We start from the raw sequence: 23,266 nt of genomic DNA on the forward strand, positions 1-23,266 counted from the left end.
TGAATCCTTCCCTAAACTTGTCCCGAGGTTAGTCCCGTGGTTTATGCCGGGCATTATCCACAAGACCCCGCCAGCAAAGGCATAGGCGGGATCGGCAAAGGTTTTCCGTGCGATGACCCGGCTCCATCTGCATCTCCTATCGGATTCCACCGGCGAAACGCTGGAGAATATCGCAAAGGCTGCCCTCGCCCAGTTTGAGGGTGCCGATGTGGTGCGCCATTTCTGGCCCATGGTCCGATCCCAGCAACATCTTGAACGGATTCTGAGCGAGCTCAGCGCCAGTCCGGGCCTGGTGCTTTTCACTCTGGTCAATCCCGAGACACGCAGGCGACTGGAAGAACATTGCCTGGCGACCGGCTTGCCGATGGTGGCCGCGCTGGATGCCGTAACCCAGGCACTGGAAAACCAGCTGGGCCAAGAGGCTGTCGGCAGGCCTGGCAGGCAGCATATGATGGACGAGGCCTATTTCGAACGGGTCAACGCCATTCAATTCACTATCGCGCATGACGACGGGGTGTTGTGGGAAGAATGGGAGGAAGCCGATATCCTTCTTGCTGGCGTGTCGCGCACGTCGAAAACGCCCACCAGCATCTATCTTGCCAATCGCGGCTACAAGGTAGCCAATATTCCACTGGTGGTGGAAAGCCCTCCTCCACCCTCGCTCTTCGGCTTGCGCCATCCGTTGGTGGTCGGGCTGACTACTGCGCCCAAGAGGCTGATCGAGATCCGTCGCAACCGGCTTCTGTCGCTCAATGAAGGTACCGAGACTGCTTATGTCGATGAAGAGCGGGTGGAAAAGGAAGTCGCTTTCGCTCGCCGCATGTTTGCCGATAATGGCTGGCCGGTGATCGACGTGACCCGTCGTTCGATCGAGGAAACCGCCGCGGCGATCATCCGCCTTTATAATGAACGCACCAGCGCTGCCCATGAAGGTGGTGCCAAACCGATATGATTGCACACCTATGATCGTACTTGCTTCCCAGAGCAGCTCGCGTCGAGCCATGCTTTCCGATGCCGGAGTTCCGTTTGAAGTGCATCCAGCCCATCTGGACGAGCGCGCCCTGGAAGAACGTCTTGGCGATGCGCCGCCGCGGGAAATTGCACTCGCCCTGGCGGAGGCCAAGGCTCTGGCCGTTTCGCAGGAAATGCCCGGGCGGCTGGTGCTCGGCAGCGACTCTCTGGTGGCGGTGTTCGGGCGACGTTTCGACAAGCCCGCCAGCCGTGAAGATGCCGCAGCTCATCTCCGCTTCTTCTCCGGCAAGCCGCTCCATTTATGCAGTGCCGCTGCCTTGGCTCGGTCCGGCCGGATCGTCTGGAGCCAGGCGGATGAGGCCGTGCTGCATGTGAGGACACTCTCGGAAAGCTTCATCGAGGATTACCTTGCCGCCGAATGGCCTGAGGTGTCCGGTTGTGTCGGTGTCTTCCGGATCGAAGCGCTGGGAGTGCAATTGTTCGAGCGTATCGAAGGGGATCAGTTCACTGTGCTGGGAATGCCGCTTTTGCCGGTTTTGGGCGCTTTGCGGGCGGAAGGGGAGCTAAAGGCATGACCCGACCCTATGCGGAAGTTATCGGGGATCCGATCGTCCAGTCAAAATCCCCCGCAATCCACGGTTACTGGATCGGGCGGCTGGGGCTGGACGCGGATTATCGCGCGGCACACGTAACCTCCAGTGGACTTGAGGATTACTTAAAGTCCCGCCGCAAGGACCCCCAATGGCGGGGTTGCAACATCACCATGCCGCACAAGCAGGCGGTGATCCCCCTGCTTGATCGCCTGGATCCTCTCGCGGCCCGGATTGGTGCCGTAAACACCATCGTGCGGGAGGTTGACGGATCTCTCTCCGGTTACAATACCGATGCCGGCGGGTTCCTTGAACCATTGCGGGATTTGCTGGCCAAGGAGCATCTTTTCCGCATGGCGCGCGTGCTGGGCACAGGTGGCGCGGCGCGGGCGATCATCGCCGCCTTGGCGCAAGAGCATGTAGTGATCGTTCTGGCGGGCCGCGATCCTGAAAAGGCGCGGGCCCTGCTCGATGAGCTGGATCCCAAGGGTGAGCATCATGTTGCTCCCCTCGCGCATTTTGCGGAGCCGACCGATTTCGAGTTTGACGATCGCGCAGGATGTTTCGACCTGGTGGTGAATGCCAGCCCCCTCGGCATGGCTGGCCAGCCTCCGCTTGAGTTCGATTTCAGCCATGTGCCTCCCGGCAGCATCATCTACGACATCGTCACTCACCCGGTGGAAACGCCCTTGCTCAAGGCCGCGCGCGCTGCCGGCTATCGGACGGTGGACGGTCTTTCCATGCTGATCGGACAGGCAGCGGAAGCCTTTGAAAGGTTCTTTGGCAAGGCGCCTCCGCGTGATGACGGGGATGCTGAACTTCGTGTGCGCCTGACCGGCGAGCAGGCGTGAGTCATCCCTTCATCCTCGGCCTGACGGGATCGATCGGGATGGGGAAATCCACGGTCGCCCAGATGTTTGCCGAGTTGGGCGTTCCGGTGTTCGACGCCGATGCGGCAGTTCATCGGCTGCAAGGGCCGCAAGGAAGGTTGCTCGGAGCCATCGAGGCTGCATTTCCCGGAACAACCGGACAGGGCGGTGTGGATCGGGCTGCGCTGGGTGCGCGCGTATTCGGCGATGCCGAAGCTATGGCCCGGCTCGAAGCCATCGTTCACCCGGCTGTTGCCGATGAGCGTGAGGCATTCCTGATCGAACATGCGGGGCAAAAGCTGATCGTATTCGATATTCCCCTCCTGTTCGAAAAGGGCACGCAGGATCGGGTGGACGCTGTGGCAGTGGTCTCGGCCGATTCCGACACCCAGCGGCGGCGGGTTTTTGCCCGGCCGGGAATGACGCCGGAAAAATTCGCCGCCATTCTTGAAAGGCAGATTCCCGATGCGGAAAAGCGCGCCCGTGCAGATTACGTGATCGATACCGGCTGTTCGATCGAGCAAACCCGCGAGGCAGTTCGCGACCTTGTCGGGAAATTGACAAACCCGCGCTGACAGCCCTTGCCAGCACAGGCAAGCAGGCCGATATTGATTGTGATGAGAGAGATCGTCTTCGACACCGAAACCACTGGTTTCGATCCCGCAAAAGGGGATCGGCTGGTGGAAATGGGGTGCATCGAACTGGTCAATCGGGTGGCGACCGGTCGCTCTTTCCACGCATATTACAATCCCGATCGCTCGATGCCGGCGGAGGCCGAGGCTGTTCACGGCCTGTCGGACGCGTTTTTGGCGGACAAGCCGCGTTTCCATGAGAGCGCCGCGGAACTGCTGGAGTTTTTCGGCGATTCGCCGCTGGTCGCCCATAACGCCACGTTCGATTTCGGCTTTCTCAATGCCGAACTGTCCATGTGCGGACTGGAACCTGTCAGTCTTGATCGGATGATCGATACGCTGGCCATCGCCAAGCGCCGTCATCCGGGTGCCAAGCTGTCCCTTGATGCGCTTTGTTCGCGCTATGGCGTGGATCGCAGTCATCGTACGTTCCACGGCGCGCTTCTTGACGCTGAATTGCTGGCGCAGGTCTATGTCGAACTTACCGGCGGTCGGCAGATCGGGCTCGAACTGGCAACGACGGTTACGGAAACCACAATCATCGAATTCAGACGCAGCCCGGCGAAGAAGCGCGAATATCGCGCTCCTCGTCCCCATGAGGCGAGTGAGGAGGAACTCGCACGGCATAAGGAATTTTTGACAACGATCATGTCCCCGCTCTGGGAAACATAGGAAACTATCCGGGCGGCGATAGAAGCAGGAGTAGCGTTACGATGGATATTCGCGTGTCCGGCCACCAGATCGATACCGGCAGTGCCCTGCAGGAGCATGCAGCCGACCGGCTCAATTCGATCATCGACAAATATTTCAGCCGCGCGCTTTCCTCACAGGTCACGTTTGGCAAGGCGCCAACCAGCGCCTTCACCAGTGACATCGTGATGCATGTGATGCAGGGCCTGATTCTCAAGGCGCATGGCGAAGCGCATGACGTCCATGTCGCGTTCGACCAGGCCGCCGACAAGATCGACAAGCAACTGCGTCGTTACAAGCGCCGACTGAAGGATCGGCACGAGCAGGTTGCTTTCGTCGCACGCGAGGAAGAGGCAGCCTATACTGTATTCGCCCCGGCCGTTGAGGAAAGCGAGGATGAGGTAGAAAGCGAGGCACCGCTGGTGATCGCCGAAACCCGCGTCGACATCCCTGAAGCGAGTGTTTCCGATGCGGTGATGATGCTGGATCTCCGGCATACCAATGCCCTGTTCTTCAAAAATGCTGGCACCGGTCGCCATAATATGGTCTACCGCCGGCACGATGGCTCGATCGGCTGGGTCGAACCTTCCTGAAGCGAGCGCGCCCCCAAGGCGCGCCAGGGCCTGCGGCTTCCGGGCAACTCCCTGAATTTGGCGGAAAGCCCGCCATGCTTTTCGGCGTTGTCCGGCCGCACCTTGCCTGAACCCGGGCCGCATGAAGCAGAGCTTTTGAAGAGTGATGACGTCGCTTTTTTCCATTCTCCCCGAATCCGTCACCGTGATCCGGGCCGATGCGAAGCATGAAATCCTGAGCCGTCTGGCCGAGATTTTCGCCGCTTCCTATGAACTCGATCCCGCCGACGTGCTGGAGCGACTGGAAGAGCGTGAAAATCTGGGCAGCACCGGATTTGGCCGCGGGGTGGCGATTCCCCATGCCCGCGTTCCGGGAATCAAGCGCCCGGTGGCGGCGCTTATGAAACTTGAAGACCCGGTGGATTTCGCCGCAGCCGATGGCTTGCCGGTGGAACTGGTGTTCGGCCTGCTGTCGCCTGAAAATGCCGGCGTCACGCATCTGCATGCCCTCGCCGCGATTTCCCGGCTGGTGCGTGACGAACGCACGCATGATGCCTTGATGGAAGCGGAAGGGGAAGAAGCGCTCTACGCGCTGCTTGCCAATGCAACCGACCGCGACGCCGCCTGAGGCGGCCCCAATGATCGAAGATCAAGGCGCAGAGCTTCATTATCGGGCATTGGAAAGCCTTTATGCTTCCGCGCCGATCAATACGCTGTTTCCCTCAAGACTGACGATTCCGTCGCGCGGTACCGCGCGGATAGAATTCGATGTCGATGAGCGGGTCTATCATGCCGCGGGCGCGGCGCATGGCACGATCTATTTCAAGATGCTGGATGATGCGGCTTTCTATGCGGCTAACAGCCTTGTCTCCGATCGTTTCCTGCTGACCACCGGCTTCAACCTCCATTTCACGGCGCCGGTTCGGGGGGGGAGGGTCATCGCCCATGGCCGGTGGATAAGCGGAAAACGGCGGGTCTTTGTGGCGGAAGCGAACCTCACCAATGAAGATGGGGAGGAGATTGGCCGCGGAACGGGAACATTCATGCGGTCGCGTATCGCGCTTTCCAGCCTTCCGGGTTATGGTGTCATTGGCCAGTGATAGGCAGCAAAGGTGGCGCAGATGGATGAGAGGCTTCCTGCCCATCTCGAAATTTCGGGTCTGATCCGTGCGGTTAATGCCGCCGGGGGCTTTGCAACGGTTCTGGCAAAAGGTGAACGCGATGCGGGAACGATTCTTGTCGTTTGTTGCGAGAATGGCGCGAACCTCAGAATATATGAACGGATGCCGCAGCTCGACGGAACCCGGAATTGGACGTTGGTGAAGAGGCAAGATCCTGAAAAACATCAGGAATTTTCGGAATATTGTGATCGGCGTAAGCGACAGGACAACGATCTCTGGATCGTGGAACTGGATGTCGCCAATGGCGAACGTTTCATCGGATTGTCCTTTACAGAAAGTTGACATCGCTCGCTCGGGCGTTATTGGGCCCGCGACCAATGCGCAGGCGGTCCTTCCGGCAAACCGGCCAGGGGGCTAGCACGCAGACGGGGAACGGCCGGCAGGCCACTGATCGCAAGATCGGGAACAGGTTCATCATTCCTGATGAACCATTGCCTGCGACGGGGCGCGTTCACCGCCGATAAAAACAGGATTATGAGTCGCAAAACCCAGCTGGCCGCGGCCTTTGCCGTGGCAGCCATGATGGTCTTTACGATTTCTGGCGCCGCTGCATCCGGTGCCTTCGCGCAAGACCCCGAGACCAAGGCTTTGGCCCGGGAATATACTGCAAGTGATGAAGCGGCTGAAACCCCGCTTTCACCAGCCGGGACAGCTTCCGGCACAGACAGCAGCGCGGTTCGTTTCGTTTCCCGGGAAGTTGTCCAGCCCTTGCCTGCAGGCGCTGACGCCGCGGTGAATGATGCTGAGTCTCTCGAAGAGCTGGTCGCCAGCCTTCCCGCAGCCGGCGACCTTTCACGCGATATGCAGTGCCTTGCTAGCGCGATCTATTTCGAAGCACGAGGCGAGAAACTGGCGGGTCAGTTGGCCGTGGGCCAGGTGATCGTGAATCGCGTGGAATCGGGCAAATTCCCTTCCAGCTATTGCGGGGTGGTGTACCAGCCTTCGCAATTCTCTTTCATCCGGGGTGGGCGGATGCCCAGTATCCGGACTTCTTCGCCCGCCTGGCATCGCGCCAAGGCAATCGCGCGGATTGTTCATGAAGGGCTTTGGGATAGTCCGGTTGGTGAGGCGCTGTATTTTCACGCTTCCTCGGTTCAGCCCAACTGGCGCCATGCTCGCATCGCGCGGGTAGACCGTCACATTTTCTACCGCTGAAGCCAGCGCCGACTGAAGGTCGGAACGAGAGCCCCTCCTTAATGGAGGGGTTTTCTTTTGCTGCCGATCAGTCGCGCAGTTCGATCCAGACCGGGGCGTGATCGCTGGCCTTCTCCCGGCCGCGATATTCCTTGTCCACACCGGCAGAAGCCAGCCGGTCCGCACATTCCGGCGAAAGCAGCAAGTGATCGATGCGAAAGCCGTGGTCCTTTTGCCAGGCACCGGCCTGATAATCCCAATAGGTCCAGACCCCGCCACGCGGATTGAGCGTGTCGATCGCATCCGTCCAGCCATCGTGGAGCAGACGGAAATAGGCATCGCGCGATTCCGGTTGGGTCAGGGCGTCATCCGCCATGGCCCGAACGGAGAACGTGTCCTTGTCCTGGGGAATGACGTTGAAATCGCCGAGTACCACTGCAGCCAGTTCCGCTGCGCGCAATTCCGCCATGCGGGTCCGCAGCCGCTTCATCCAGGCCAGCTTGTAGTCGAACTTCGGCCCCGGCTGGGGGTTGCCGTTGGGAAGGTAGAGATTGCAGATGCGCACTCCAGCGACATCGGCTTCGATATAACGGGATTGTTCGTCCTCGGGATCGCCACCCAGCCCGCGCTGGATTTCCAGCGGTTCCATTCCGTCAGCGAGGATGGCTACGCCATTGAAGCCCTTCTGGCCGTGCCAGATGCCCTTGTAACCGATCTTCTCGAATTCGGCGGCGGGAAAGCTGTCATCCTGGCATTTGATTTCCTGGAGCGCGGCTACGGTGGGCCGGCGCTCCTCGAGCCATTCCAGCAGGCGCGGCAGGCGCGCCTTTATGCCGTTGATGTTGAAGCTGGCGATGCGCACGATCGTCAGATGCCGAAGCTGGAACCGCAGCCGCAGCCGGATGCGGCATTGGGGTTCTCGACGCGAAAAGCTGCGCCGCCCAGCGATTCGACAAAATCGACCGTAGCGCCAGCCACCAGATCGAGGCTTATCGGGTCCACCAGCAGTTTCACCCCCTCGGTTTCGCTCACGCTGTCGTCAGCCTCCTGCGCTTCGGCAAGGTCGAATTTGTACTGGAAGCCGGAACAGCCCCCGCCTTCCACTGAAAGGCGCAGGATTGCTGGTTTAGCCTGACGTTGGGCGATCCATGCCACGCGTTTCGCAGCGGCGGGTGTAAGGGTGAGTGCCTGAGCCATGGCCCCGATGTAGGGAAGCCGAAGGCCGGGCTCAAGCCATGCGAATATATTCGCGCATTTGTTGGGCCTCCGCTTCCACCTGCTCTATCCGGTATTTCACCAGATCGCCGATCGACACGAACCCCGCCATCGCTTTGTCGTGCAGTACAGGCAGGTGGCGGATCCGCCGGCGGGTCATCAGGGAAAGGGCTTCGATGATCCCCGTGTCCGGATTCACCGTTATGGCCGGGGCAGTCATCACTTCCCCTACGCGGCGTGTCAGCACATCCCGGCCTTCGCGTGCGAGCGAATAAAGCAGGTCACGTTCGGAGAAAATCCCGGCAAGCTCGGCCCGATCATAGACCGGCATGGCGCCGATCCGATGGCTGGCCAGCAAGCGTGCGCCTTCCTCGACCGTGGCGCTTACCTGGCAGCTTACAATGGCCTGCTGACGCCCCTCGATTATTTTGGCGATCGTCATATGTCCTCTCCCGTGCTGTGACCGAATTTCGTGATCCTGTTTTGAGCTCTTCTCTGATTTTCCCTTTGGATAGGGGATATCCCTCAGCGATCATGCCACAGCAGGGCGAGTCTGCCAAAATCGCGGATGAATCGCGGCCTGGTGAATTGCCAATGGCCGCATCGCAGGGCATCAGGCGTGGCATGAATCGCCAATCCCCCCTCGACGATCCGGAGACTGCCGCTCACGCTTGGGCTCGTTTCCGACGGATCATGCGTTTCATGATGCTGGCCACGGTGCTGGTGGTGATCCTGGCCCTGGCCGCGCTTTATGCGAAGAATGGCATGGTTTCGATCCACCTCTACATCGCCACGGCGGCGGGGATCAGCTTCACCATGTTGCTGGGATCGGCCCTGATGGGGCTGGTGTTCCTTTCCAGCGGAACCGGCCATGACAAGGCCGTGAACGATCGTCAGGACAAAGGCGGCAAACGCCCCGATTAACGCGTGGGATGGAGTCGGTAATCCTCAACCGGCACTCCGCCGATCAGATGTTCCTGAATGATCCGTTCCAGCACATCCTCGGTGCAGGAATGATACCACACGCCGTCCGGCCAGACGACAGCAACGGGCCCTGCCTCGCAGATTTGCAGGCAGTCCGCCTTGGTCCGTTGGACACCGCCTCTGGGCCCTGCAAGGCCCAGCTCACGCAGGCGCGCTTTGAGATAATTCCAGGCCGCCTCCCCGGTCGCCCGGTCGCAGCATTTGCCCTTTTCCGACATCGCGCAGATGAAAATCTGGCGCTCGATACCCGAGCCGCCAATCTGGTCCAGCGCCTTTCTGGCTCGTTCAATACTGCCCAGAGCCATCAGGGGCTGCCGTCAGTTCCGCTTGCCAGCGATTCGCGCGATCTCGGCGGCGACCATTTTCTCGACCATCGGGGGCAAATTCTTGTCCAGCCAATCGGCCAGCATCGGGCGAAGCATTTCCCGAACCATGCCTTCGAGCGAGGTTTCGCCTGAACGGACGATTTGCGGGGGAACGCCGGGCTCTGCCAGCATCGCCAGGGCCGCAAGTGATTCGCGCATGGAACTGCGTACTTCCCGAGCGAGCAGCCCCTCGCCTTCTTCCGTTCGATCCATGCTGACAAGCTCCGCTTCGGCGCTCAGTTCCAGCACGTCTTCCGGCGCGCGAGCGGCAGGAATCCCACGATTTTCGCGGCGACGGTGCTCTTCCTGAGCAATCTCGCGATTATCGCGTGCGATCACCTTCTTGATAGACGCGAGGATTTCCTCGACGGATGGTTCGCCTTCATGCCGCATGGTTTTAATGCCCCAAAACCCTATTGTTTCGGAATTTCGCCGTCCTGCGTCGGCGTGTCAACGGTTCGGGTGGATTGCGCGACCGGATCGGGATCGAACGACCAGTCCCAGATCTTGCCCTTCACGCGGTCATAATTGACCTGCGGGTCATACAGAACACCCTCGTCACCCAGCCCCAGATCGCGAGCCTCGGCGCGGCCCATTGCGGCCAGCAGAGTGAATCCGGCGACGTAGGCATTGCGTCGGGCTGTGACCAGCTGAACGCGGGCGCTGAGCAGTTCCTGTTCCGCGTTGAGGATTTCCAGAATGGTACGGTTGCCCACCGTGTTTTCCGCGCGAACGCCTTCAAGGCTCAATTCTGCCGCGCTCACGGCGGTTTGAGTCGAAGCGATGATGGAGTTTGCGGCCTCTAGGCTCGAAAAGGCGGCGCGCACCTGCGAGATCACGCTGCGTTCGGCGCCGATTTCCTGTTCCAGCGCAGCGGCGGAACGGGCCTGCGCCTGACGTTCCTGTGCGGCGGGGCGTCCGCCCTGGAACAAGGGGATCGTGGCCCGCACGCCAGCAGAGGCGCCGGTTGCGTTGGTGCCATTGGCGATGGTGCCGAGCGGATCGCTATAGGTGCCGGAAGTGAACACTTCCAGCTTGGGCAGGCGGCCCGCCCCCGCGACCTCAATGTCATATCGCGCGGCGTGCGACGCGTCGCGCGCGGCAATCAGGTCCGGATTATTTTCCAGAGCGATCGATACGGCTTCCTGCGGCGTAGCGGGCAGGCCCGGCAGCGGCGGGGGCGCCTCGAGATTCTCGGGCGGATTGCCGACGATCTGGATATAGCGTTCCTTGGCGGAAGAGAGATTGGCACGCGCGGTCCGCAGATTGCCCTGGGCCAGTGCCAGACGCGATTCGGACTGCGCCACGTCAGTGCGTGTCAGATCGCCGATCTCGAAGCGGTCCTGCGTCGCCTGCAGATTGACGCTGAGAACGTCGACATTATTGGCTGACAGGTTCACGATCGCTTCGTTGAGGATCACGTCCATATAGGCCGTGACGGTCTGGCTGAACACGCTGCTTTCGGTGGCGCGCAAGCTCGCCTGTCCGGCTTTTACGCGCGTTTCGGCCGCGCTGACGGAATTCCGCACCGAACCACCGGAATAGACAGGCACCGAAAGAGTCAGCGATCCGGCAAGGCTGCGATCCGCGAAGAGATCGTTGGGATCGGGCGTCGTTTCCTTGAGCTGCTCGGTATAGGTCGCGGTGCCGCTTACCGAGGGAAGGCCACTGGCGCGGTTGATCGGCACGTTTTCATCCGTCGCGCGCTGATTGGCCCGGGCCGCCTGCAGGGTGGGATTTGTCTGATACGCGCCGAGCAGCGCATCCTTCAGGGTATCTGCCAGCGCGGGTGCGGGCGCCAGAAGTGCTGCAGCACCGGCCAGCAAAGCCAGCTTTCTCCCCCCCGCCGACATGGTCAGAAGCTCCAGCTCTTCGGCGCAGCGAATTCGGGAAGGACGGGAATGCCGATCTCGGCGAGAGGAATCAGCGAGACTTCGCCAGCGATCTTGCGCCCGGACGCAAGGCGGGTGAGGCCGCGCACCACAAGGCCGGAAACAACGCGGCCGCCTTCGGCCAGGCGCTTGGTCAGCGCATCGGGAAGCTGCTCGATCGCGCCATCGATGACGAGCAGAGTGATGTCGCCCTTCTTGCGCGTGGCGGTGCTGGCATCTTCAGGCTTGATCACTTCGAGCGATCCGACCAGCGGACGCAGCAACTCGGCCATATAGCCGCTGCCGCCATCCACCAGAAGCGCGGCATCCTCGCGAGTGGGGCCAGATTCCTCGAGAATTCGACCGTGAACCAGCGGGGCGGCCAGGAAACGGCCGTTCCCCAAAGGCACGGCGCGATCCATATAGGCAATGGCGCGCATATCCTCAGGCACGAATTCCTCGCGCGGGACTGCGCTCATGCGTTCGCGCACAATATCGGTGTTGACCCCGCTTACGCGAAGCTGGCTGTCCACCATGGCCTTGCGGGCCGCAGCAAATCCGGCATGGGCCGGCCGATCCTTCACGACTGTCATTCCTGAACCCTTCATGCGAACTGTATTACACCTGCAATACGCTCGCGCAATCTGCATCGCTTTAGGCGGAACAGCGCCGCCAGCCAAGCTCTTTGACGGTAAAGCGGCCGGGCGATAAGGGGGCCTTCATTCGACAGGCAGGAGGCTACGCTCGATGAGCGACATGGTTACGATCCGCGAAGAAGACCTCATCGAAAGTGTCGCCGACGCGCTGCAATATATCTCTTACTTCCATCCGATGGATTACATCCGGGCTCTGGGCGATGCCTATGAGGCCGAGCAAGGCCCGGCGGCCAAGGATGCCATCGCGCAGATCCTCACCAACAGCCGCATGTGCGCGGAAGGCCACAGGCCGATCTGCCAGGATACCGGCATCGTCAACGTCTTCATCAAATGGGGGCAGGACTGCCGGCTGGAATCGCGCCGTTCGCTGCAGGACGTGGTGGATGAAGGCGTGCGTCGTGCCTATCTCCATCCGGAGAACAAGCTGCGCGCTTCGGTTCTCGCCGATCCGGCCTTCACTCGCCGCAACACGCGCGACAATACTCCCTGTGTGCTGAGCGTGGAAATGGTACCCGGCAGCAAGGTTTCGGTCGATGTCGCGGCCAAGGGCGGCGGCAGCGAGAACAAGTCCAAGTTCAAGATGATGAACCCCAGTGACAATATCGTCGACTGGGTGCTCGAAATGGTCCCCCAGATGGGGGCCGGGTGGTGTCCGCCGGGCATGCTGGGAATCGGCATTGGCGGCACGGCGGAACATTGCGTCAAGCTCGCCAAGCAGAGTCTGATGGAACCCATCGACATGGCCCAGCTCAAGGAGCGCGGTCCGCAAAACGATATCGAGGCGCTGCGGATCGAGATCTTCGACAAGGTCAACGCGCTGGGCATCGGTGCTCAGGGCCTGGGCGGCCTGGCCACGATTCTCGACGTCAAGATTCTAGACTGGCCCTGCCATGCCGCAGGCAAGCCGGTAGCGATGATCCCCAATTGCGCCGCAACCCGCCATGCGCATTTCACGCTGGACGGATCGGGCCCTTCCTTCCTCGAGGCGCCGAACCTCGACGAATGGCCCAAGGTGGATTGGCAGCCCGACAGCGCGGCGATCCGCGTCAATCTCGACGAATTGACGCCGGAAATGGTGCAGGGCTGGAAGCAGGGCGACCGCCTGCTGCTCAACGGCAAGATGCTGACCGGCCGCGATGCCGCTCACAAGCGCATTCAGGACATGCTGGCCGGGGGCGAAGAGCTGCCTGTCGAATTCAAGGGACGCGTGATCTATTACGTCGGCCCGGTCGATCCGGTGGGCGAGGAAATCGTCGGCCCCGCCGGCCCTACTACCGCTACCCGTATGGACAAGTTCACGCGCATGATGCTCGAACAGGGTCTTCTGGCCATGGTCGGCAAGGCAGAACGCGGGCCGATGGCGGTCGACGCGATCCGCGATCACAAGAGTGCCTATCTGATGGCAGTGGGCGGAGCCGCCTATCTGGTCGCCCGCGCGATCAAGGGCAGCAAGGTCGTCGGGTTCGAAGATCTCGGCATGGAAGCGATCTACGAATTCGAGGTGAAGGATTTCCCCGTCACCGTGGCCGTGGATAGCGAAGGCAAGAACGTCCACCAGCTTGCCCCGCTCGTCTGGCGGGAAAAGATCGCCAAGGAAAAGCTGCTCGCCTGAGGGCCCCTGCCGATTCCGCTCGCTTTTCGTCGGGCGGAATCGGGCGCTGGTGGTTCGACCAAGGGCTGATGGCCAACGATAGCCGGGCTGGCAATCGGGCAATCATTCCGGCTATCGCGGCATGGCATGCAGGAGCCCGCACCCGATCTCGCGCGTCCGCGCGTACCCGTAAGCACGGTCCTTGCCTCCATCGTGGGGCTTTGGGCCTGCTATTTCGTGCTGACGACGATCCGGGCCGAGATACTCGATCTCGGTTTCGAGTTCGAACTGTTGTGGCGCCGCCTGCTGGTGGCGTTCATCGGCGTGGTGGTGACTTTCGCCATGTGGCTGATCCTGAGGCTGTTCGATCTCAAGCCGATCTGGGTGAAGGTCGCGGCCGCGCTGGTTATTTCCGCGCCGGTTTCGATTGTATTGGCCCAGGCAAACCGGCTCGTCTTTGCCGATCTGGAAACCCAGATCGCCAAGAGCTTCGGGGAAAAACAGGGCTTCAAGGTCCGCCGGGATGAAAGCGGCAATCTGCTGGTGGATATTCCCGTACCGCGCACGCCTGAACCGCAGATGTCAGCCTCCTCGTCAGGCGGCGGCGCAGATGGCGGTTCCGCCACGCTGGAGGAATTGCCCCAGGCGATCACTATCAACACGCCTTCCCCGCAGGATACCGGCCTTCCGGAAATCGCGCTGGGACGCTATTTCCTGATGCTGGCCTGGTGCGCGCTTTACCTCGCACTGGTGGCGGGCGAGCAGGCGCGTACCGCGGAACGGCGTGAAGGCACGTTCCGTCGCGCAGCCAAGGCGGCGGAACTGCGTTCGCTGCGGTATCAGGTAAATCCGCATTTCCTGTTCAATACGCTCAATTCGCTTTCCGCCCTCGTCCTCACGGGCCGCAATCAGGAGGCGGAGCGGATGATCCAGATGATCTCCACCTTCTATCGCAGCAGCCTGGCGGACGATCCGACGTCGGATGTCTCGCTGAGCGACGAATTCTCGCTCCAGCGGCTCTATCTCGATATTGAAGGGGTCCGTTTTCCGGACCGGCTGGTGGCGGTTTATGAACTGCCCCCTGAACTCGAAAGGGCGAAGGTGCCGGGCATGATCCTGCAGCCCCTGGTGGAAAATTCCGTGAAGCATGCGGTCGCTCCTTCTGCAGGCAAGGTTACCATCACGATCTCTGCACGGGAGGAATATGGCCGCCTCGTCATCGCCGTTTCGGATGACGGCAAGGGCAAGCGTGCGGCGGGCCCCAGGCCGACAAGCGATGGCTATGGCATTGGCCTGCAGAACGTGCGGGAACGGCTGGAGGCTCGCTTCGGGGAACATGCGAGCATAGTTTCCGGAACGACCGGATCGGGCTATGCAACCCATATCCGTATTCCGTTGCAAACCCACAGGATTACCGATGCCTGACGACGGCCCTGCGCCCCTGCGTACCCTTATCGTGGATGACGAGCCGCTCGCGGTGGAACGGATGCAGGTGATATGCGCGGAATTGCGCGATCTGGCGGTGATCGGCACGGCGAGCGATGGCGGAGGCGCCCTGCGGCTGGTCGAGGCGCTTTCGCCCGACCTGCTGCTGCTCGACATGACCATGCCTGAGATGGACGGCCTTCAGGTCGCCCGCGCATTGGCAGCGCGCGATCCACGACCGGCGGTGATCTTCGTCACCGCGCATGATGATTTCGCGGTGGAAGCCTTTGATCTCGATGCAGTGGATTATGTGCTCAAGCCCGTTACGCCGGAGCGGCTGGAACGGGCGATCGGCCGGGCAGTGGCTCGCCGGGGCAATGTCGCGGGGACGGCAAGCGAATGGCTGAGCGAATTCTGGGTGCCGCACCGTTCGGAACTGATCCGTATCGAAGCGTTGCAAGTCGACCGGATCGATGCAGAGCGGGATTACGTCCGGCTGAATGTGGGGAGCAGCAGCTACTTGCTGTTGCAGACCATTGCGGGGCTCGAAGCGCGGCTCAATCCCGCCGAATTCATCCGCATCCACCGCTCGTGCATTTTGCGCAGGGATTGTATCCGCGGGCTGAGACATGAAGGCCTCGGCGTGTGGTCGGTGGAGGTCGATGGCGGGGAGACCTTGCGGATTGGCCGCACCTATCTCGCGAGAGTAAAGGCCATGGCCGGCCGCTGACCGGGCGAAATATTAGCAGACAAGCGCCCGGCATGGGAGCCAGCCATGGCAGTGTCCCGCCGGAAACTGGGACTGGTTTGGCTCCGGCGGGCGAGCGCCTTCCGGTCAGCTGCCGGTGGTCTTGTTGACGGTGAGGGCGGCTAGGCGGTTTTCGAGCTTCTGGCGCGCTTCCTTGTAGCATTTGCGCGCATCCGAGCTGACGATGCGAGTTCCGGTGCGGCCTTCATTCATGCCGCAAACATCCTTGGCGGCATTATCGATCCGGCGGTCGAGTTCCTTGCGGCCCTGTTCCGTCGTCAGATCGAGATCCTTGTAGCTTACGACGGCTGCCTCGGCGAAAGCGGGCTGTGCTGCGAAAATCGTGCTGATTGCCGCAAGGGCGATGGCGGTCTTCTTCATGTCCTCATTCTCCTTCCCAGAGGCGCGTCGCGTCGGAGGCGCCGTGATGAGGAGAGAATAGGGCGAGTATCGAACCGGCTCATGCCGACATCGATAGCCACGCAAGGTCAGCCGACGAGCGAGTCCCGTCCGGACGAAATGCGCGAACTGGCTGACGAACAGCGTTTGGCAATCGACGAAAATGGCTCCATGCATTCATCCAATGGCGATTCTCTTCACATTCCTGTTCGGAATTGGCAATTTTGCGCTCCACAAGGCGGTCCTGGAAAGCCGACATCCGGTGATCGGCCTGTTGCCGCGATTCATGGTGACGTCCGGTGGCAGGGCTAGTCTTGTGGTCGAATTCGCGGTTCTGCTCGCGGTCCTGCTTTTGGTTGCCAATGGCCATCCGGGATGGAGCTGGGGCTATTTCGCTTATACCGTTTCCAATGCCGCAGCCGCATGGCTGATCCTCTCCAATCGCTGGTAAGCCCTTCCTGTCGATGAAAAAATCCGCACCAATCTGGCTGGTCACCAATGCCGCCAGCGGCAGCAATAATCCGGAAGCACTGGCCGGGCTGGAAAAGGCCGCGCAGGAAGCCGGGATTAATATCGAACGGACGATTCACTTCCCCGCCGATGAACTGCCTTCCGCCGCCGAGTTGGATGCAGCGGGGCTGGAGGTAGTGGCGGTGTTCGCTGGCGATGGAACGGTGAACGCGCTCATCCGCTCGCTTTACGGATGGGGCGGCGCGGTGCTCGTTCTCCCCGGGGGAACCAAGAACCTTTTGTTCCACCGGCTTCATGGCCAGCGCGAGCCGAGGGAAATATTCGCTGCTCTGGCGCTGGAAGAGGCAAGGCGGGTGCGGCCCGGCATCATACGCTGCCCGCAGGGCGATGGGCTGGCGGGCCTGATGGCGGGGCCGGGCACCGCTTGGTACGATGTGCGTGAAGCCATGCGCCAGGCCGACCTTGCGGCAATGGCCAGCGGAACGGCGCAGGCGATCGGTGCTACGCTGGCGGCACCGATGATAGCTTGCAGCGATCCCGCGCTGGGGCGGAAGGAGGGCTATCCTCTGATCATGCTTACGCCGCAGAGCGGCGGTTTTGTCGTGGATGCCTATCACGCGGAAACCGTGCAGGATTATCTGGCGCAGGGATTGGCGCTGCTTCGCCGGGAATTCCGCGACGGACCGAGCGATCGGCTGGGGCTGGTCCCTGAAATCGAGCTGGCCAGTGTTTCGGGAGAGCCGCTGGGCCTGCTGATCGATGGCGAGAAAGTGGATTGCGCGGCCCGGGTTCGCTTCAGGCTGGTCCCTTGCGAAGTCGATCTGCTATCGACGGAAACGTCATGACCCTTGCTGCCCGGCTTTTTCATCTGAGCGACATCCATTTCGGGGTCGAAGATCGGGGCGCACTTGCCTGGTTTGAAGAGGCCGTAGCGCGGGAGAGGCCCGACGCGGTGATCTGCACGGGCGATCTCACCCAACGCGCGAAGACGAGCGAATATGCCGCCGCTGCCGAATGGTTCAGGCGGCTCGGCGTGCCCGCGGTGGTCGAGCCGGGCAATCATGACATGCCCTATTTCAATCCGGTAGAACGGTTCCGCACGCCCTTCCGCCGCTTTGGCAAGCTGGCAGGAATGATCGGCAGCGAGCTGGAGCTGGAGCATGTCGCGGTCATCACCCTGCGGACCACCGTGAGCGCGCAATGGCGCTGGCCATGGTCCGACGGGGTGGTTCGCGCCAAGGCGCTGGAAGAGGCGCTGGAGGAGCTTACGCGCCTTAGGGGCGATCGTCGTTTCAAGATCGTCGCCTGCCATCATCCCCTCTCGGGGCCGTCGCTAACCGGGCATAATCCCACAAAGCGTGGTCATTCGGCCCTGCAAGCGCTGGTTGAGGCCGGGGCCGATGCAGTGCTTTCTGGCCATGTCCATGACGCCTTCGACATTACGCACAAGATCGCCGGCCGGCGCGTCAGGATGATTGGCAGCGGCACTATGTCGGAAAGGCTACGAGGGACGCCGCCTTCTTACAATGTGCTGCATTACGATCTCGTCCACGGTCTGAAGGTGGAGAACCGGCAGTTCGGCTGATTTGTCGAAGGTTTGATTCTGGTCAACGCAATTGGCGGATGTTCATGCGATCCGGCATCCTCTGCGGATTCCCCCATGGGAGGATGGTATGCTCAGACTGGCAATGATCCTGCATTTCGTGATTGGGGCAACCCTGATGGGGGTCGGCGTGATCGCCATACTGGTGATGGGGCAAACCACGCCTCTGTCGATCATCCTGGCGGCCTGTGCCGGGTTCGTGCTTGCGATCCCTGTGAGCTGGCTGGTGGCCCGGGCAATCACCCGGGGGACGACGATAAGCTGAGCCCAAACGAAAAAGGGCGACCTGTTGCCAGGCCGCCCCTTTGTAACGGGTTTCCCCGAAAGACTTAGCGCTTCGAGAACTGGAAGCTGCGACGTGCCTTGGCACGGCCATACTTCTTGCGTTCCACCACGCGGCTGTCGCGGGTGAGGAAGCCAGCGGCCTTCACGGCGCTGCGCAGGGCAGGCTCGAACTTGGCCAGAGCTTGGCTGATGCCGTGCTTCACAGCGCCGGCCTGGCCCGAGAGACCGCCACCCTTCACGGTAGCGATCACGTCATACTGGCCTTCACGCTCCGAAATCTGGAACGGCTGGTTGATGACGAGGCGCAGCGTGGGGCGTGCGAAATAGACTTCCTGATCGCGGCCATTGACGGTGACCTTGCCGGTGCCCGGCTTCAGCCACACGCGGGCCACGGCGTCCTTACGGCGGCCGGTGGCATAGGCGCGGCCCAGCGAGTCCACTTCCTGCTCGCGCAGGGGGGCGTTGCTGGCGTGAGTGACTTCGGCGATGCCGGCCGCAGCAGCGGCAGCGTCAGCAGCAGGAGCTTCGCCAGTGATCGACTTCAGATCGGCGAGATCCGTGACGGTGTTGGTTTCGTCGGCCATTAGGAAGCAGCCTTGTTCTTGCGGTTCATCGAAGCGACGTCGAGCGCCACCGGCTGGGTGCCGCCATGCGGGTGTTCGGTGCCCGCATAGAGGTGCAGCGCGCGCATCTGCGCACGGCCGAGCGGGCCACGCGGGATCATGCGTTCCACGGCCTTTTCAAGCACGCGTTCCGGGAAACGGCCGCCCAGCACCTTGGCAGGGCTGGTTTCCTTGATGCCGCCGGGGTGGCCGGTGTGCTTGTAGTAACGCTTGTCCTGCAGCTTGTTGCCGGTGAAGCGCACCTTGTCCGCATTGATGACGACGACATGATCGCCGCAATCGACATGCGGGGTGAAGCTCGGCTTGTGCTTGCCGCGCAGGATGTTGGCGATGATCACTGCGAGGCGGCCGACCACCAGGCCGTCGGCATCGATCAGATGCCAGTTCTTTTCCACCTCGGCCGGCTTGATCGACCGGGTGGTCTTGCTGAGCGCCTTCATGGGCCTGAATTTCCTTATCGTATGTCCATCACCGGACGCGGCTTGGTGCAAAAACACAAGCGCGAGCCCGCGAATGGGGCCGCCTTTGTGCGGAAATCTTCGGCAAGTCAAGCAAAACGGCGGGTTACAGGAGAGGTAAAATAATACCTGTCAGTCTTCGGATGCGCCCAATCCGGCCAGCCAGCCGGCCGTGGCGGCACCGCAAAGGTCCGCTTCCCAGCCGGTAATTGCCGGGGCATCGTAGGGGTGGATTTCCTCCAGACGGGCAATGGCTCGGGCGAGCAATCCCGCCTCGGTCTTGAACAAGACGCCGCATTCGCGCGAATCGCCCCTTTCGCCGAGCCACTGATAAAGCGAGCGCATGGCTGGCATGATGTTGGCGCAGGCAACCAGCCCTTCGTCGAGCAGAACGGTGGCTGCCGCGGCCGCATCATCCTCGCTGGCGAAAGGGCTCCAGATCAGGGCGGCCTTCGCGCTCATCGGAAGATCAGGCCCGCCGCCTGGTGGAATGCGCACCCCATGCCGTTGCCGCCACCAGCAGCGCGCCGACCAGCTGGTGCAGCACCGCGATCCACAGCGAAACGCCGGTCATCACCGTGGCTATGCCCAGGATCACCTGCGTGCCGAAGGCAGAGTGGATCGCCACGGATGCCGGGCGATCGCCCGCGCGGCGGCACAGGCGCGCCAGCACGATCAGGAAGCCCACGGCCACCCAGGCCCACCAGCGATGAACGAAATGCAGCAGGAAGGGATCGTGGGTGAAGGCCCACAGCGCGCCCTTGGACCAGTCCACTTCAGGGAACAGCCGCCCCTGCATCAGGGGCCAGGTATCCGAAGCAAGGCCGGCATTGAGCCCCGCCACCCACGCGCCCAGCAGCAATTGCACGAACAGTACCGCGCCGGTTATCGCGCCGATCCGGCTCAACCGCGCGGGCCGTGCAGCAGGCGATCGGGCCAGTTCGCGCAAATCAAGCGCAGTCCAGACCAGCCCGGCCAGCGTGATTAGCGCGGTCAGCAGGTGGATCGAGAGCCAGAAATGGCTGACATCAGTGACCTTCGTGCTGAGGCCCGAGCTGACCATGAACCAGCCGAACACGGCCTGCAGCCCACCTAGCGCCAGCAGTGCGACGAGGCGGGGTTTGTAGCCCTTGGGAATCGCGCGCCGCACCCAGAACCATGCGAGCGGTAGTGCAAAGGCCAGGCCGATCAGCCGGCCGAGCTGCCTGTGCGACCATTCCCAGAAATAGATGAACTTGTAATCGGCCAGCGTCATGCCGGCCGGGCCGTTGATCTGCTGATACTCGCCGATTTGCTGGTAGGCGGCGAATTCCGCTTCCCACTGCGCGTCGCTCAGCGGGGGCAGGGTACCCGTCACGGGCTTCCATTCAGTGATCGAGAGGCCGGATTCGGTCAGCCGGGTAATCCCGCCTACCATCACCATCACCACCACCAGAAAGGCAACGAACAGCAGCCAGCGGGCAAGGGCCACGGGGCGCAGAGTGCCGCCTGCGGCTGCGCCTTGGCCGGTCTCAACGGGCATAGCGGTAACCATGGGTGCCCTCTGCGCCCGGGGCACGCAAAGCGCAAGGGGAGAGGCACGCCAGGGTCGCGCGAAGCGGGGCGATGATCTGGGCACAGGCGATTCTCCGCAAACCCCTTGCGCTATGTTACATCGTTACATACATGGGCGCCCATGCAATCGCCGTCGAATCGTAGTCGTCTGGACCGGGCAGGAATGCTCCTCTCGGGCTTGTGTGCATTGCATTGCGTATCCGGCATTTTCCTCGTGGCCGTGCTTGGCATGGGTGGCGGCATTCTGCTCGATCCGGTGATTCACCGCGTCGGCCTCGCCGTCGCCGCGCTGATCGCGGCGGTCGCCATCGGCATTGGCGCCTTGCGCCACCGCCGCGCCCTGCCCTTCGTGGTGGCGATGACCGGCCTGTCCTTCATGGGCGGCGCGCTCGCCGTGCCGCACGGCATGGAGGAAGCGGTGCTGACCATCATCGGCGTCAGCCTGGTGGCCGTCGCGCATTTCCTCAACCTGCGCCACAAGCACTGAGCTTGCATCGCCTTTCTTCCGTTCGCTCCCGGTCTGTCCGCTGACGTTCGGGGCTCCTCTCCCAAAAATCCTCACTTACCCCTGTAACCTTGCCCCCTCAGGCGCTATCTGCCCCGGCATGGCTGACCAGATTTCCCTTACCGTCAATGGCGAGACGCGCCGCAGCGCCGCCCGTACTGTCGCTGAACTCGTTGCCGAACTCGGGTTCAAGCCGGAAAAGGTCGCGGTGGAGCGCAATGGCGTTATCGCACCACGTTCCGCCCATGGCGAAACGCCGGTTGCCGATGGGGATGTGCTGGAGATCGTGCATTTCGTGGGCGGCGGCGATCACACCGATAGCTGGAGCGTGGCGGGCCATACTTTCCATTCGCGGCTGATCGTCGGCACCGGCAAATATAAGGACTTTGCCCAGAATGCGGCGGCAGTGGAGGCTTCGGGGGCGGAAATCGTCACTGTGGCGGTACGCCGGGTCAATGTGTCGGACCCGAATGCCCCGATGCTGACCGATTATATTGATCCGAAGAAGATCACCTACCTGCCCAACACTGCGGGTTGTTTCACTGCGGATGAGGCGATCCGCACTCTGCGTCTTGCACGCGAGGCGGGCGGCTGGGAACTGGTGAAGCTGGAAGTGCTGGGCGAAGCCCGCACGCTTTATCCCGACATGCGCGAAACGCTGAAGGCGACCGAGATCCTCGCCAAGGAGGGTTTCAAGCCGATGGTCTATTGCACGGACGATCCGATTGCCGCCAAGCAACTGGAAGAAGCGGGCGCGGTGGCAGTGATGCCGCTGGGTGCGCCGATCGGTTCGGGGCTGGGTATCCAGAACCGGGTGACGATCCGTCTGATCGTGGAAGGGGCCAGCGTTCCCGTGCTGGTCGATGCGGGCGTGGGTACTGCGTCTGACGCGGCGGTCGCCATGGAACTGGGTTGTGACGGCGTTTTGATGAATACCGCCATTGCCGAGGCGAAAGACCCGCTGCGCATGGCCCGGGCGATGAAGCTGGCGGTAGAGGCCGGGCGCGATGCCTATCTGGCCGGGCGCATGGGCACGCGCAAATATGCCGATCCTTCCAGTCCGCTGGCAGGACTGATCTAGGAAGCCGCTTTCTTTCGTCATTGCGAGCGTAGCGAAGCAATCCAGGGCGGTTATATGCGGCGCTAGATTGCTTCGTCGCTTCGCTCCTCGCCATGACGAAACTTGGCGCGAAGCCGGGTGATGGCGGCCGGATGGGGCCGCTCAAATAATCAATCTGTGGTTTACTGGATGCTAACCATGGAGGGCGCATGTCGCGTTTCACGGGCCGATCAGGATGGGCCTGGGGGACATGAATATGCACGACGCCCAGTCGCTGACGATTGCGGAATTGCGCGAATTCGCCAGTTTCGCACCTTGTGAGCAGCGCTACATCAAGCGCAGCCTGGATGTAGGTCTGGGCAGGGCGGACGCCATCAGGCTGTGGGCCCGCGATGCGGAGGAACTTTGCTCCATCCGTCTCCAATATGATGTCTATCAGGATTTACGGCGCTTGCGAGGCATTACGCCTGACGAGATGTCGCTGGACGGGTTGGAGGATTACATGGGCAGGCTGCTGCGCATGACGGCCTTCGATCTTGGACAGGAACGGCTCAACGGCTTTTCTTCCTACCGCTTCCTTTACGAACGCCTGCTGGGCCCGGATATCCGGCCCTGGTTGCCTGCGGCCTTCTGCGGTGCTTCGGCCCTGCCCCAACTGCGCCCCGAACGGCGCAAGCTGCTGCTCCAGTCACTCAGCGAAGCGGCGGCCACGGCGCCGGGCTGGTCCGCCCGCGCCCCAAGCTTCTACCCCGAATTCGTGGAGGCCGAAGCGGCTTGAGCTTGATGGCCCCGAGCTTATTGGCAGGGTCAATA

General features: G+C 61.8%; 33 protein-coding genes. 21 read left to right on the top strand and 12 right to left on the bottom strand.

What is annotated here, in order from left to right; translation table 11 throughout:
- Positions 1-112: 112 nt before the first annotated feature.
- The 10 genes from H0274_RS08930 to H0274_RS08975 all read left to right on the top strand — a co-directional run bounded on the left by H0274_RS08930 (position 113) and on the right by H0274_RS08975 (position 6,661).
- Positions 113-952, top strand: a complete 840-nt coding sequence (locus H0274_RS08930) for a pyruvate, water dikinase regulatory protein (protein WP_226794740.1) — start codon at positions 113-115, stop codon at positions 950-952.
- 10 nt (positions 953-962) lie between these two features.
- Positions 963-1,547, top strand: coding sequence for a Maf family protein (locus H0274_RS08935; RefSeq protein ID WP_226794748.1), 585 nt, complete (start codon positions 963-965; stop codon positions 1,545-1,547).
- Positions 1,544-2,413, top strand: a complete 870-nt coding sequence (locus tag H0274_RS08940) for a shikimate dehydrogenase family protein (RefSeq protein WP_226794750.1) — start codon at positions 1,544-1,546, stop codon at positions 2,411-2,413. Before H0274_RS08935 ends, H0274_RS08940 begins: the two co-directional genes overlap by 4 nt.
- Complete coding sequence (coaE, locus tag H0274_RS08945) at positions 2,410-3,006, top strand: dephospho-CoA kinase (protein ID WP_226794752.1); 597 nt, start codon at positions 2,410-2,412, stop codon at positions 3,004-3,006. Before H0274_RS08940 ends, coaE begins: the two co-directional genes overlap by 4 nt.
- 42 nt (positions 3,007-3,048) lie before the next feature.
- On the top strand, positions 3,049-3,735 hold the full coding sequence (gene dnaQ, locus H0274_RS08950; protein ID WP_226794754.1) for a DNA polymerase III subunit epsilon: 687 nt from the start codon (positions 3,049-3,051) through the stop codon (positions 3,733-3,735).
- 41 nt (positions 3,736-3,776) lie between these two features.
- Positions 3,777-4,346, top strand: a complete 570-nt coding sequence (hpf, locus tag H0274_RS08955) for a ribosome hibernation-promoting factor, HPF/YfiA family (RefSeq protein ID WP_226794756.1) — start codon at positions 3,777-3,779, stop codon at positions 4,344-4,346.
- 145 nt (positions 4,347-4,491) lie between these two features.
- A complete protein-coding gene (locus H0274_RS08960) occupies positions 4,492-4,953 on the top strand; it encodes a PTS sugar transporter subunit IIA (RefSeq protein ID WP_226794758.1) in 462 nt (153 codons plus the stop codon).
- Positions 4,954-4,963: 10 nt separating this feature from the next.
- Positions 4,964-5,425: a PaaI family thioesterase gene (locus tag H0274_RS08965; RefSeq protein ID WP_226794759.1), complete on the top strand. Its 462-nt coding sequence runs from the start codon at positions 4,964-4,966 to the stop codon at positions 5,423-5,425.
- A gap of 21 nt (positions 5,426-5,446) precedes the next feature.
- A complete protein-coding gene (locus H0274_RS08970; protein ID WP_226794761.1) occupies positions 5,447-5,788 on the top strand; it encodes a DUF1491 family protein in 342 nt (113 codons plus the stop codon).
- Between the two features lie 141 nt (positions 5,789-5,929).
- Positions 5,930-6,661: a cell wall hydrolase gene (locus H0274_RS08975; RefSeq protein ID WP_226794766.1), complete on the top strand. Its 732-nt coding sequence runs from the start codon at positions 5,930-5,932 to the stop codon at positions 6,659-6,661.
- A 67-nt stretch (positions 6,662-6,728) separates the two neighbouring features.
- On the opposite strand, the gene xth is transcribed toward H0274_RS08975, so the two are convergent.
- Genes xth through H0274_RS08990 form a run of 3 tightly spaced genes read right to left on the bottom strand, consistent with a single transcriptional unit; the run spans position 6,729 to position 8,297 of the window.
- Complete coding sequence (gene xth, locus H0274_RS08980; protein WP_226794768.1) at positions 6,729-7,502, bottom strand: exodeoxyribonuclease III; 774 nt, start codon at positions 7,500-7,502, stop codon at positions 6,729-6,731.
- 5 nt (positions 7,503-7,507) lie between these two features.
- Entirely contained in the window at positions 7,508-7,837 is a 330-nt protein-coding gene (erpA, locus tag H0274_RS08985; RefSeq protein ID WP_226794771.1) for an iron-sulfur cluster insertion protein ErpA, read from the bottom strand.
- A gap of 31 nt (positions 7,838-7,868) precedes the next feature.
- On the bottom strand, positions 7,869-8,297 hold the full coding sequence (locus tag H0274_RS08990) for a CBS domain-containing protein (protein ID WP_226794776.1): 429 nt from the start codon (positions 8,295-8,297) through the stop codon (positions 7,869-7,871).
- Between the two features lie 182 nt (positions 8,298-8,479).
- Between H0274_RS08990 and H0274_RS08995 the strand changes: the two genes are divergently transcribed.
- Positions 8,480-8,779 carry a hypothetical protein gene (locus tag H0274_RS08995; RefSeq protein WP_226794778.1) on the top strand — a complete coding sequence of 100 codons (300 nt, stop codon included), beginning with the start codon at positions 8,480-8,482 and terminating at the stop codon, positions 8,777-8,779.
- Here H0274_RS08995 and H0274_RS09000 read toward each other — a convergent pair.
- Genes H0274_RS09000 through H0274_RS09015 form a run of 4 tightly spaced genes read right to left on the bottom strand, consistent with a single transcriptional unit; the run spans position 8,776 to position 11,683 of the window.
- Positions 8,776-9,144, bottom strand: a complete 369-nt coding sequence (locus H0274_RS09000) for a (2Fe-2S) ferredoxin domain-containing protein (protein ID WP_226794780.1) — start codon at positions 9,142-9,144, stop codon at positions 8,776-8,778. The genes H0274_RS08995 and H0274_RS09000 overlap by 4 nt on opposite strands.
- Before the next feature lie 12 nt (positions 9,145-9,156).
- Positions 9,157-9,597: a DUF2497 domain-containing protein gene (locus tag H0274_RS09005; protein ID WP_226794782.1), complete on the bottom strand. Its 441-nt coding sequence runs from the start codon at positions 9,595-9,597 to the stop codon at positions 9,157-9,159.
- Positions 9,598-9,617: 20 nt separating this feature from the next.
- Positions 9,618-11,057 carry a TolC family outer membrane protein gene (locus H0274_RS09010; RefSeq protein ID WP_226794784.1) on the bottom strand — a complete coding sequence of 480 codons (1,440 nt, stop codon included), beginning with the start codon at positions 11,055-11,057 and terminating at the stop codon, positions 9,618-9,620.
- Positions 11,058-11,059: 2 nt separating this feature from the next.
- Positions 11,060-11,683, bottom strand: a complete 624-nt coding sequence (locus H0274_RS09015; protein WP_226794786.1) for a protein-L-isoaspartate O-methyltransferase family protein — start codon at positions 11,681-11,683, stop codon at positions 11,060-11,062.
- A 139-nt stretch (positions 11,684-11,822) separates the two neighbouring features.
- Here H0274_RS09015 and H0274_RS09020 point away from each other — a divergent pair, with 139 nt between their 5' ends.
- The 3 genes from H0274_RS09020 (at position 11,823) to H0274_RS09030 (ending at position 15,477) form a co-directional block, all read left to right on the top strand.
- A complete protein-coding gene (locus H0274_RS09020) occupies positions 11,823-13,343 on the top strand; it encodes a fumarate hydratase (protein WP_226794788.1) in 1,521 nt (506 codons plus the stop codon).
- 126 nt (positions 13,344-13,469) lie between these two features.
- Positions 13,470-14,747: a sensor histidine kinase gene (locus tag H0274_RS09025; RefSeq protein ID WP_226794792.1), complete on the top strand. Its 1,278-nt coding sequence runs from the start codon at positions 13,470-13,472 to the stop codon at positions 14,745-14,747.
- A complete protein-coding gene (locus H0274_RS09030; RefSeq protein ID WP_226794793.1) occupies positions 14,740-15,477 on the top strand; it encodes a LytR/AlgR family response regulator transcription factor in 738 nt (245 codons plus the stop codon). The genes H0274_RS09025 and H0274_RS09030 overlap by 8 nt, the downstream gene beginning before the upstream one ends.
- Before the next feature lie 105 nt (positions 15,478-15,582).
- On the opposite strand, the gene H0274_RS09035 is transcribed toward H0274_RS09030, so the two are convergent.
- Entirely contained in the window at positions 15,583-15,876 is a 294-nt protein-coding gene (locus H0274_RS09035; protein WP_226794795.1) for a UrcA family protein, read from the bottom strand.
- A 202-nt stretch (positions 15,877-16,078) separates the two neighbouring features.
- Here H0274_RS09035 and H0274_RS09040 point away from each other — a divergent pair, with 202 nt between their 5' ends.
- From H0274_RS09040 to H0274_RS09055, 4 genes are all read left to right on the top strand, one after another.
- Positions 16,079-16,345 (top strand): hypothetical protein, encoded by a 267-nt coding sequence (locus H0274_RS09040; protein ID WP_226794797.1) that lies wholly within the window; start codon positions 16,079-16,081, stop codon positions 16,343-16,345.
- Between the two features lie 13 nt (positions 16,346-16,358).
- On the top strand, positions 16,359-17,210 hold the full coding sequence (locus tag H0274_RS09045) for a diacylglycerol kinase family protein (RefSeq protein ID WP_226794799.1): 852 nt from the start codon (positions 16,359-16,361) through the stop codon (positions 17,208-17,210).
- Positions 17,207-17,950, top strand: a complete 744-nt coding sequence (locus H0274_RS09050) for a metallophosphoesterase family protein (protein ID WP_226794801.1) — start codon at positions 17,207-17,209, stop codon at positions 17,948-17,950. The genes H0274_RS09045 and H0274_RS09050 overlap by 4 nt, the downstream gene beginning before the upstream one ends.
- An 88-nt stretch (positions 17,951-18,038) precedes the next feature.
- Positions 18,039-18,233: a hypothetical protein gene (locus H0274_RS09055; protein ID WP_226794803.1), complete on the top strand. Its 195-nt coding sequence runs from the start codon at positions 18,039-18,041 to the stop codon at positions 18,231-18,233.
- A 64-nt stretch (positions 18,234-18,297) separates the two neighbouring features.
- Here H0274_RS09055 and rpsI read toward each other — a convergent pair whose 3' ends face one another.
- The 4 genes from rpsI to H0274_RS09075 form a co-directional block, all read right to left on the bottom strand.
- Positions 18,298-18,837 (bottom strand): 30S ribosomal protein S9, encoded by a 540-nt coding sequence (gene rpsI, locus H0274_RS09060; RefSeq protein ID WP_226794805.1) that lies wholly within the window; start codon positions 18,835-18,837, stop codon positions 18,298-18,300.
- Entirely contained in the window at positions 18,837-19,316 is a 480-nt protein-coding gene (gene rplM, locus H0274_RS09065; RefSeq protein ID WP_226794809.1) for a 50S ribosomal protein L13, read from the bottom strand. The genes rpsI and rplM overlap by 1 nt, the downstream gene beginning before the upstream one ends.
- A 150-nt stretch (positions 19,317-19,466) precedes the next feature.
- Positions 19,467-19,796 (bottom strand): divalent-cation tolerance protein CutA, encoded by a 330-nt coding sequence (gene cutA, locus H0274_RS09070; RefSeq protein WP_226794811.1) that lies wholly within the window; start codon positions 19,794-19,796, stop codon positions 19,467-19,469.
- 7 nt (positions 19,797-19,803) lie between these two features.
- The gene (locus H0274_RS09075) at positions 19,804-20,868 is read right to left on the bottom strand and encodes a COX15/CtaA family protein (protein ID WP_226794816.1); all 1,065 of its coding nucleotides are present in this window, start codon (positions 20,866-20,868) and stop codon (positions 19,804-19,806) included.
- Positions 20,869-21,051: 183 nt separating this feature from the next.
- On the opposite strand from H0274_RS09075, the gene H0274_RS09080 reads away from it, so the two are divergent.
- The 3 genes from H0274_RS09080 to H0274_RS09095 all read left to right on the top strand — a co-directional run bounded on the left by H0274_RS09080 (position 21,052) and on the right by H0274_RS09095 (position 23,231).
- Positions 21,052-21,375, top strand: coding sequence for a MerC domain-containing protein (locus tag H0274_RS09080; protein WP_319018247.1), 324 nt, complete (start codon positions 21,052-21,054; stop codon positions 21,373-21,375).
- Between the two features lie 118 nt (positions 21,376-21,493).
- Entirely contained in the window at positions 21,494-22,474 is a 981-nt protein-coding gene (gene thiS, locus H0274_RS09090) for a sulfur carrier protein ThiS (protein WP_319018217.1), read from the top strand.
- A 229-nt stretch (positions 22,475-22,703) separates the two neighbouring features.
- Complete coding sequence (locus tag H0274_RS09095; RefSeq protein WP_226794820.1) at positions 22,704-23,231, top strand: hypothetical protein; 528 nt, start codon at positions 22,704-22,706, stop codon at positions 23,229-23,231.
- Positions 23,232-23,266 lie beyond the last annotated feature (35 nt).

Origin of the sequence: Fulverythrobacter ferritrahens, from assembly GCF_020539485.1 — a bacterium.
Lineage (GTDB): Bacteria > Pseudomonadota > Alphaproteobacteria > Sphingomonadales > Sphingomonadaceae > Andeanibacterium > Andeanibacterium ferritrahens.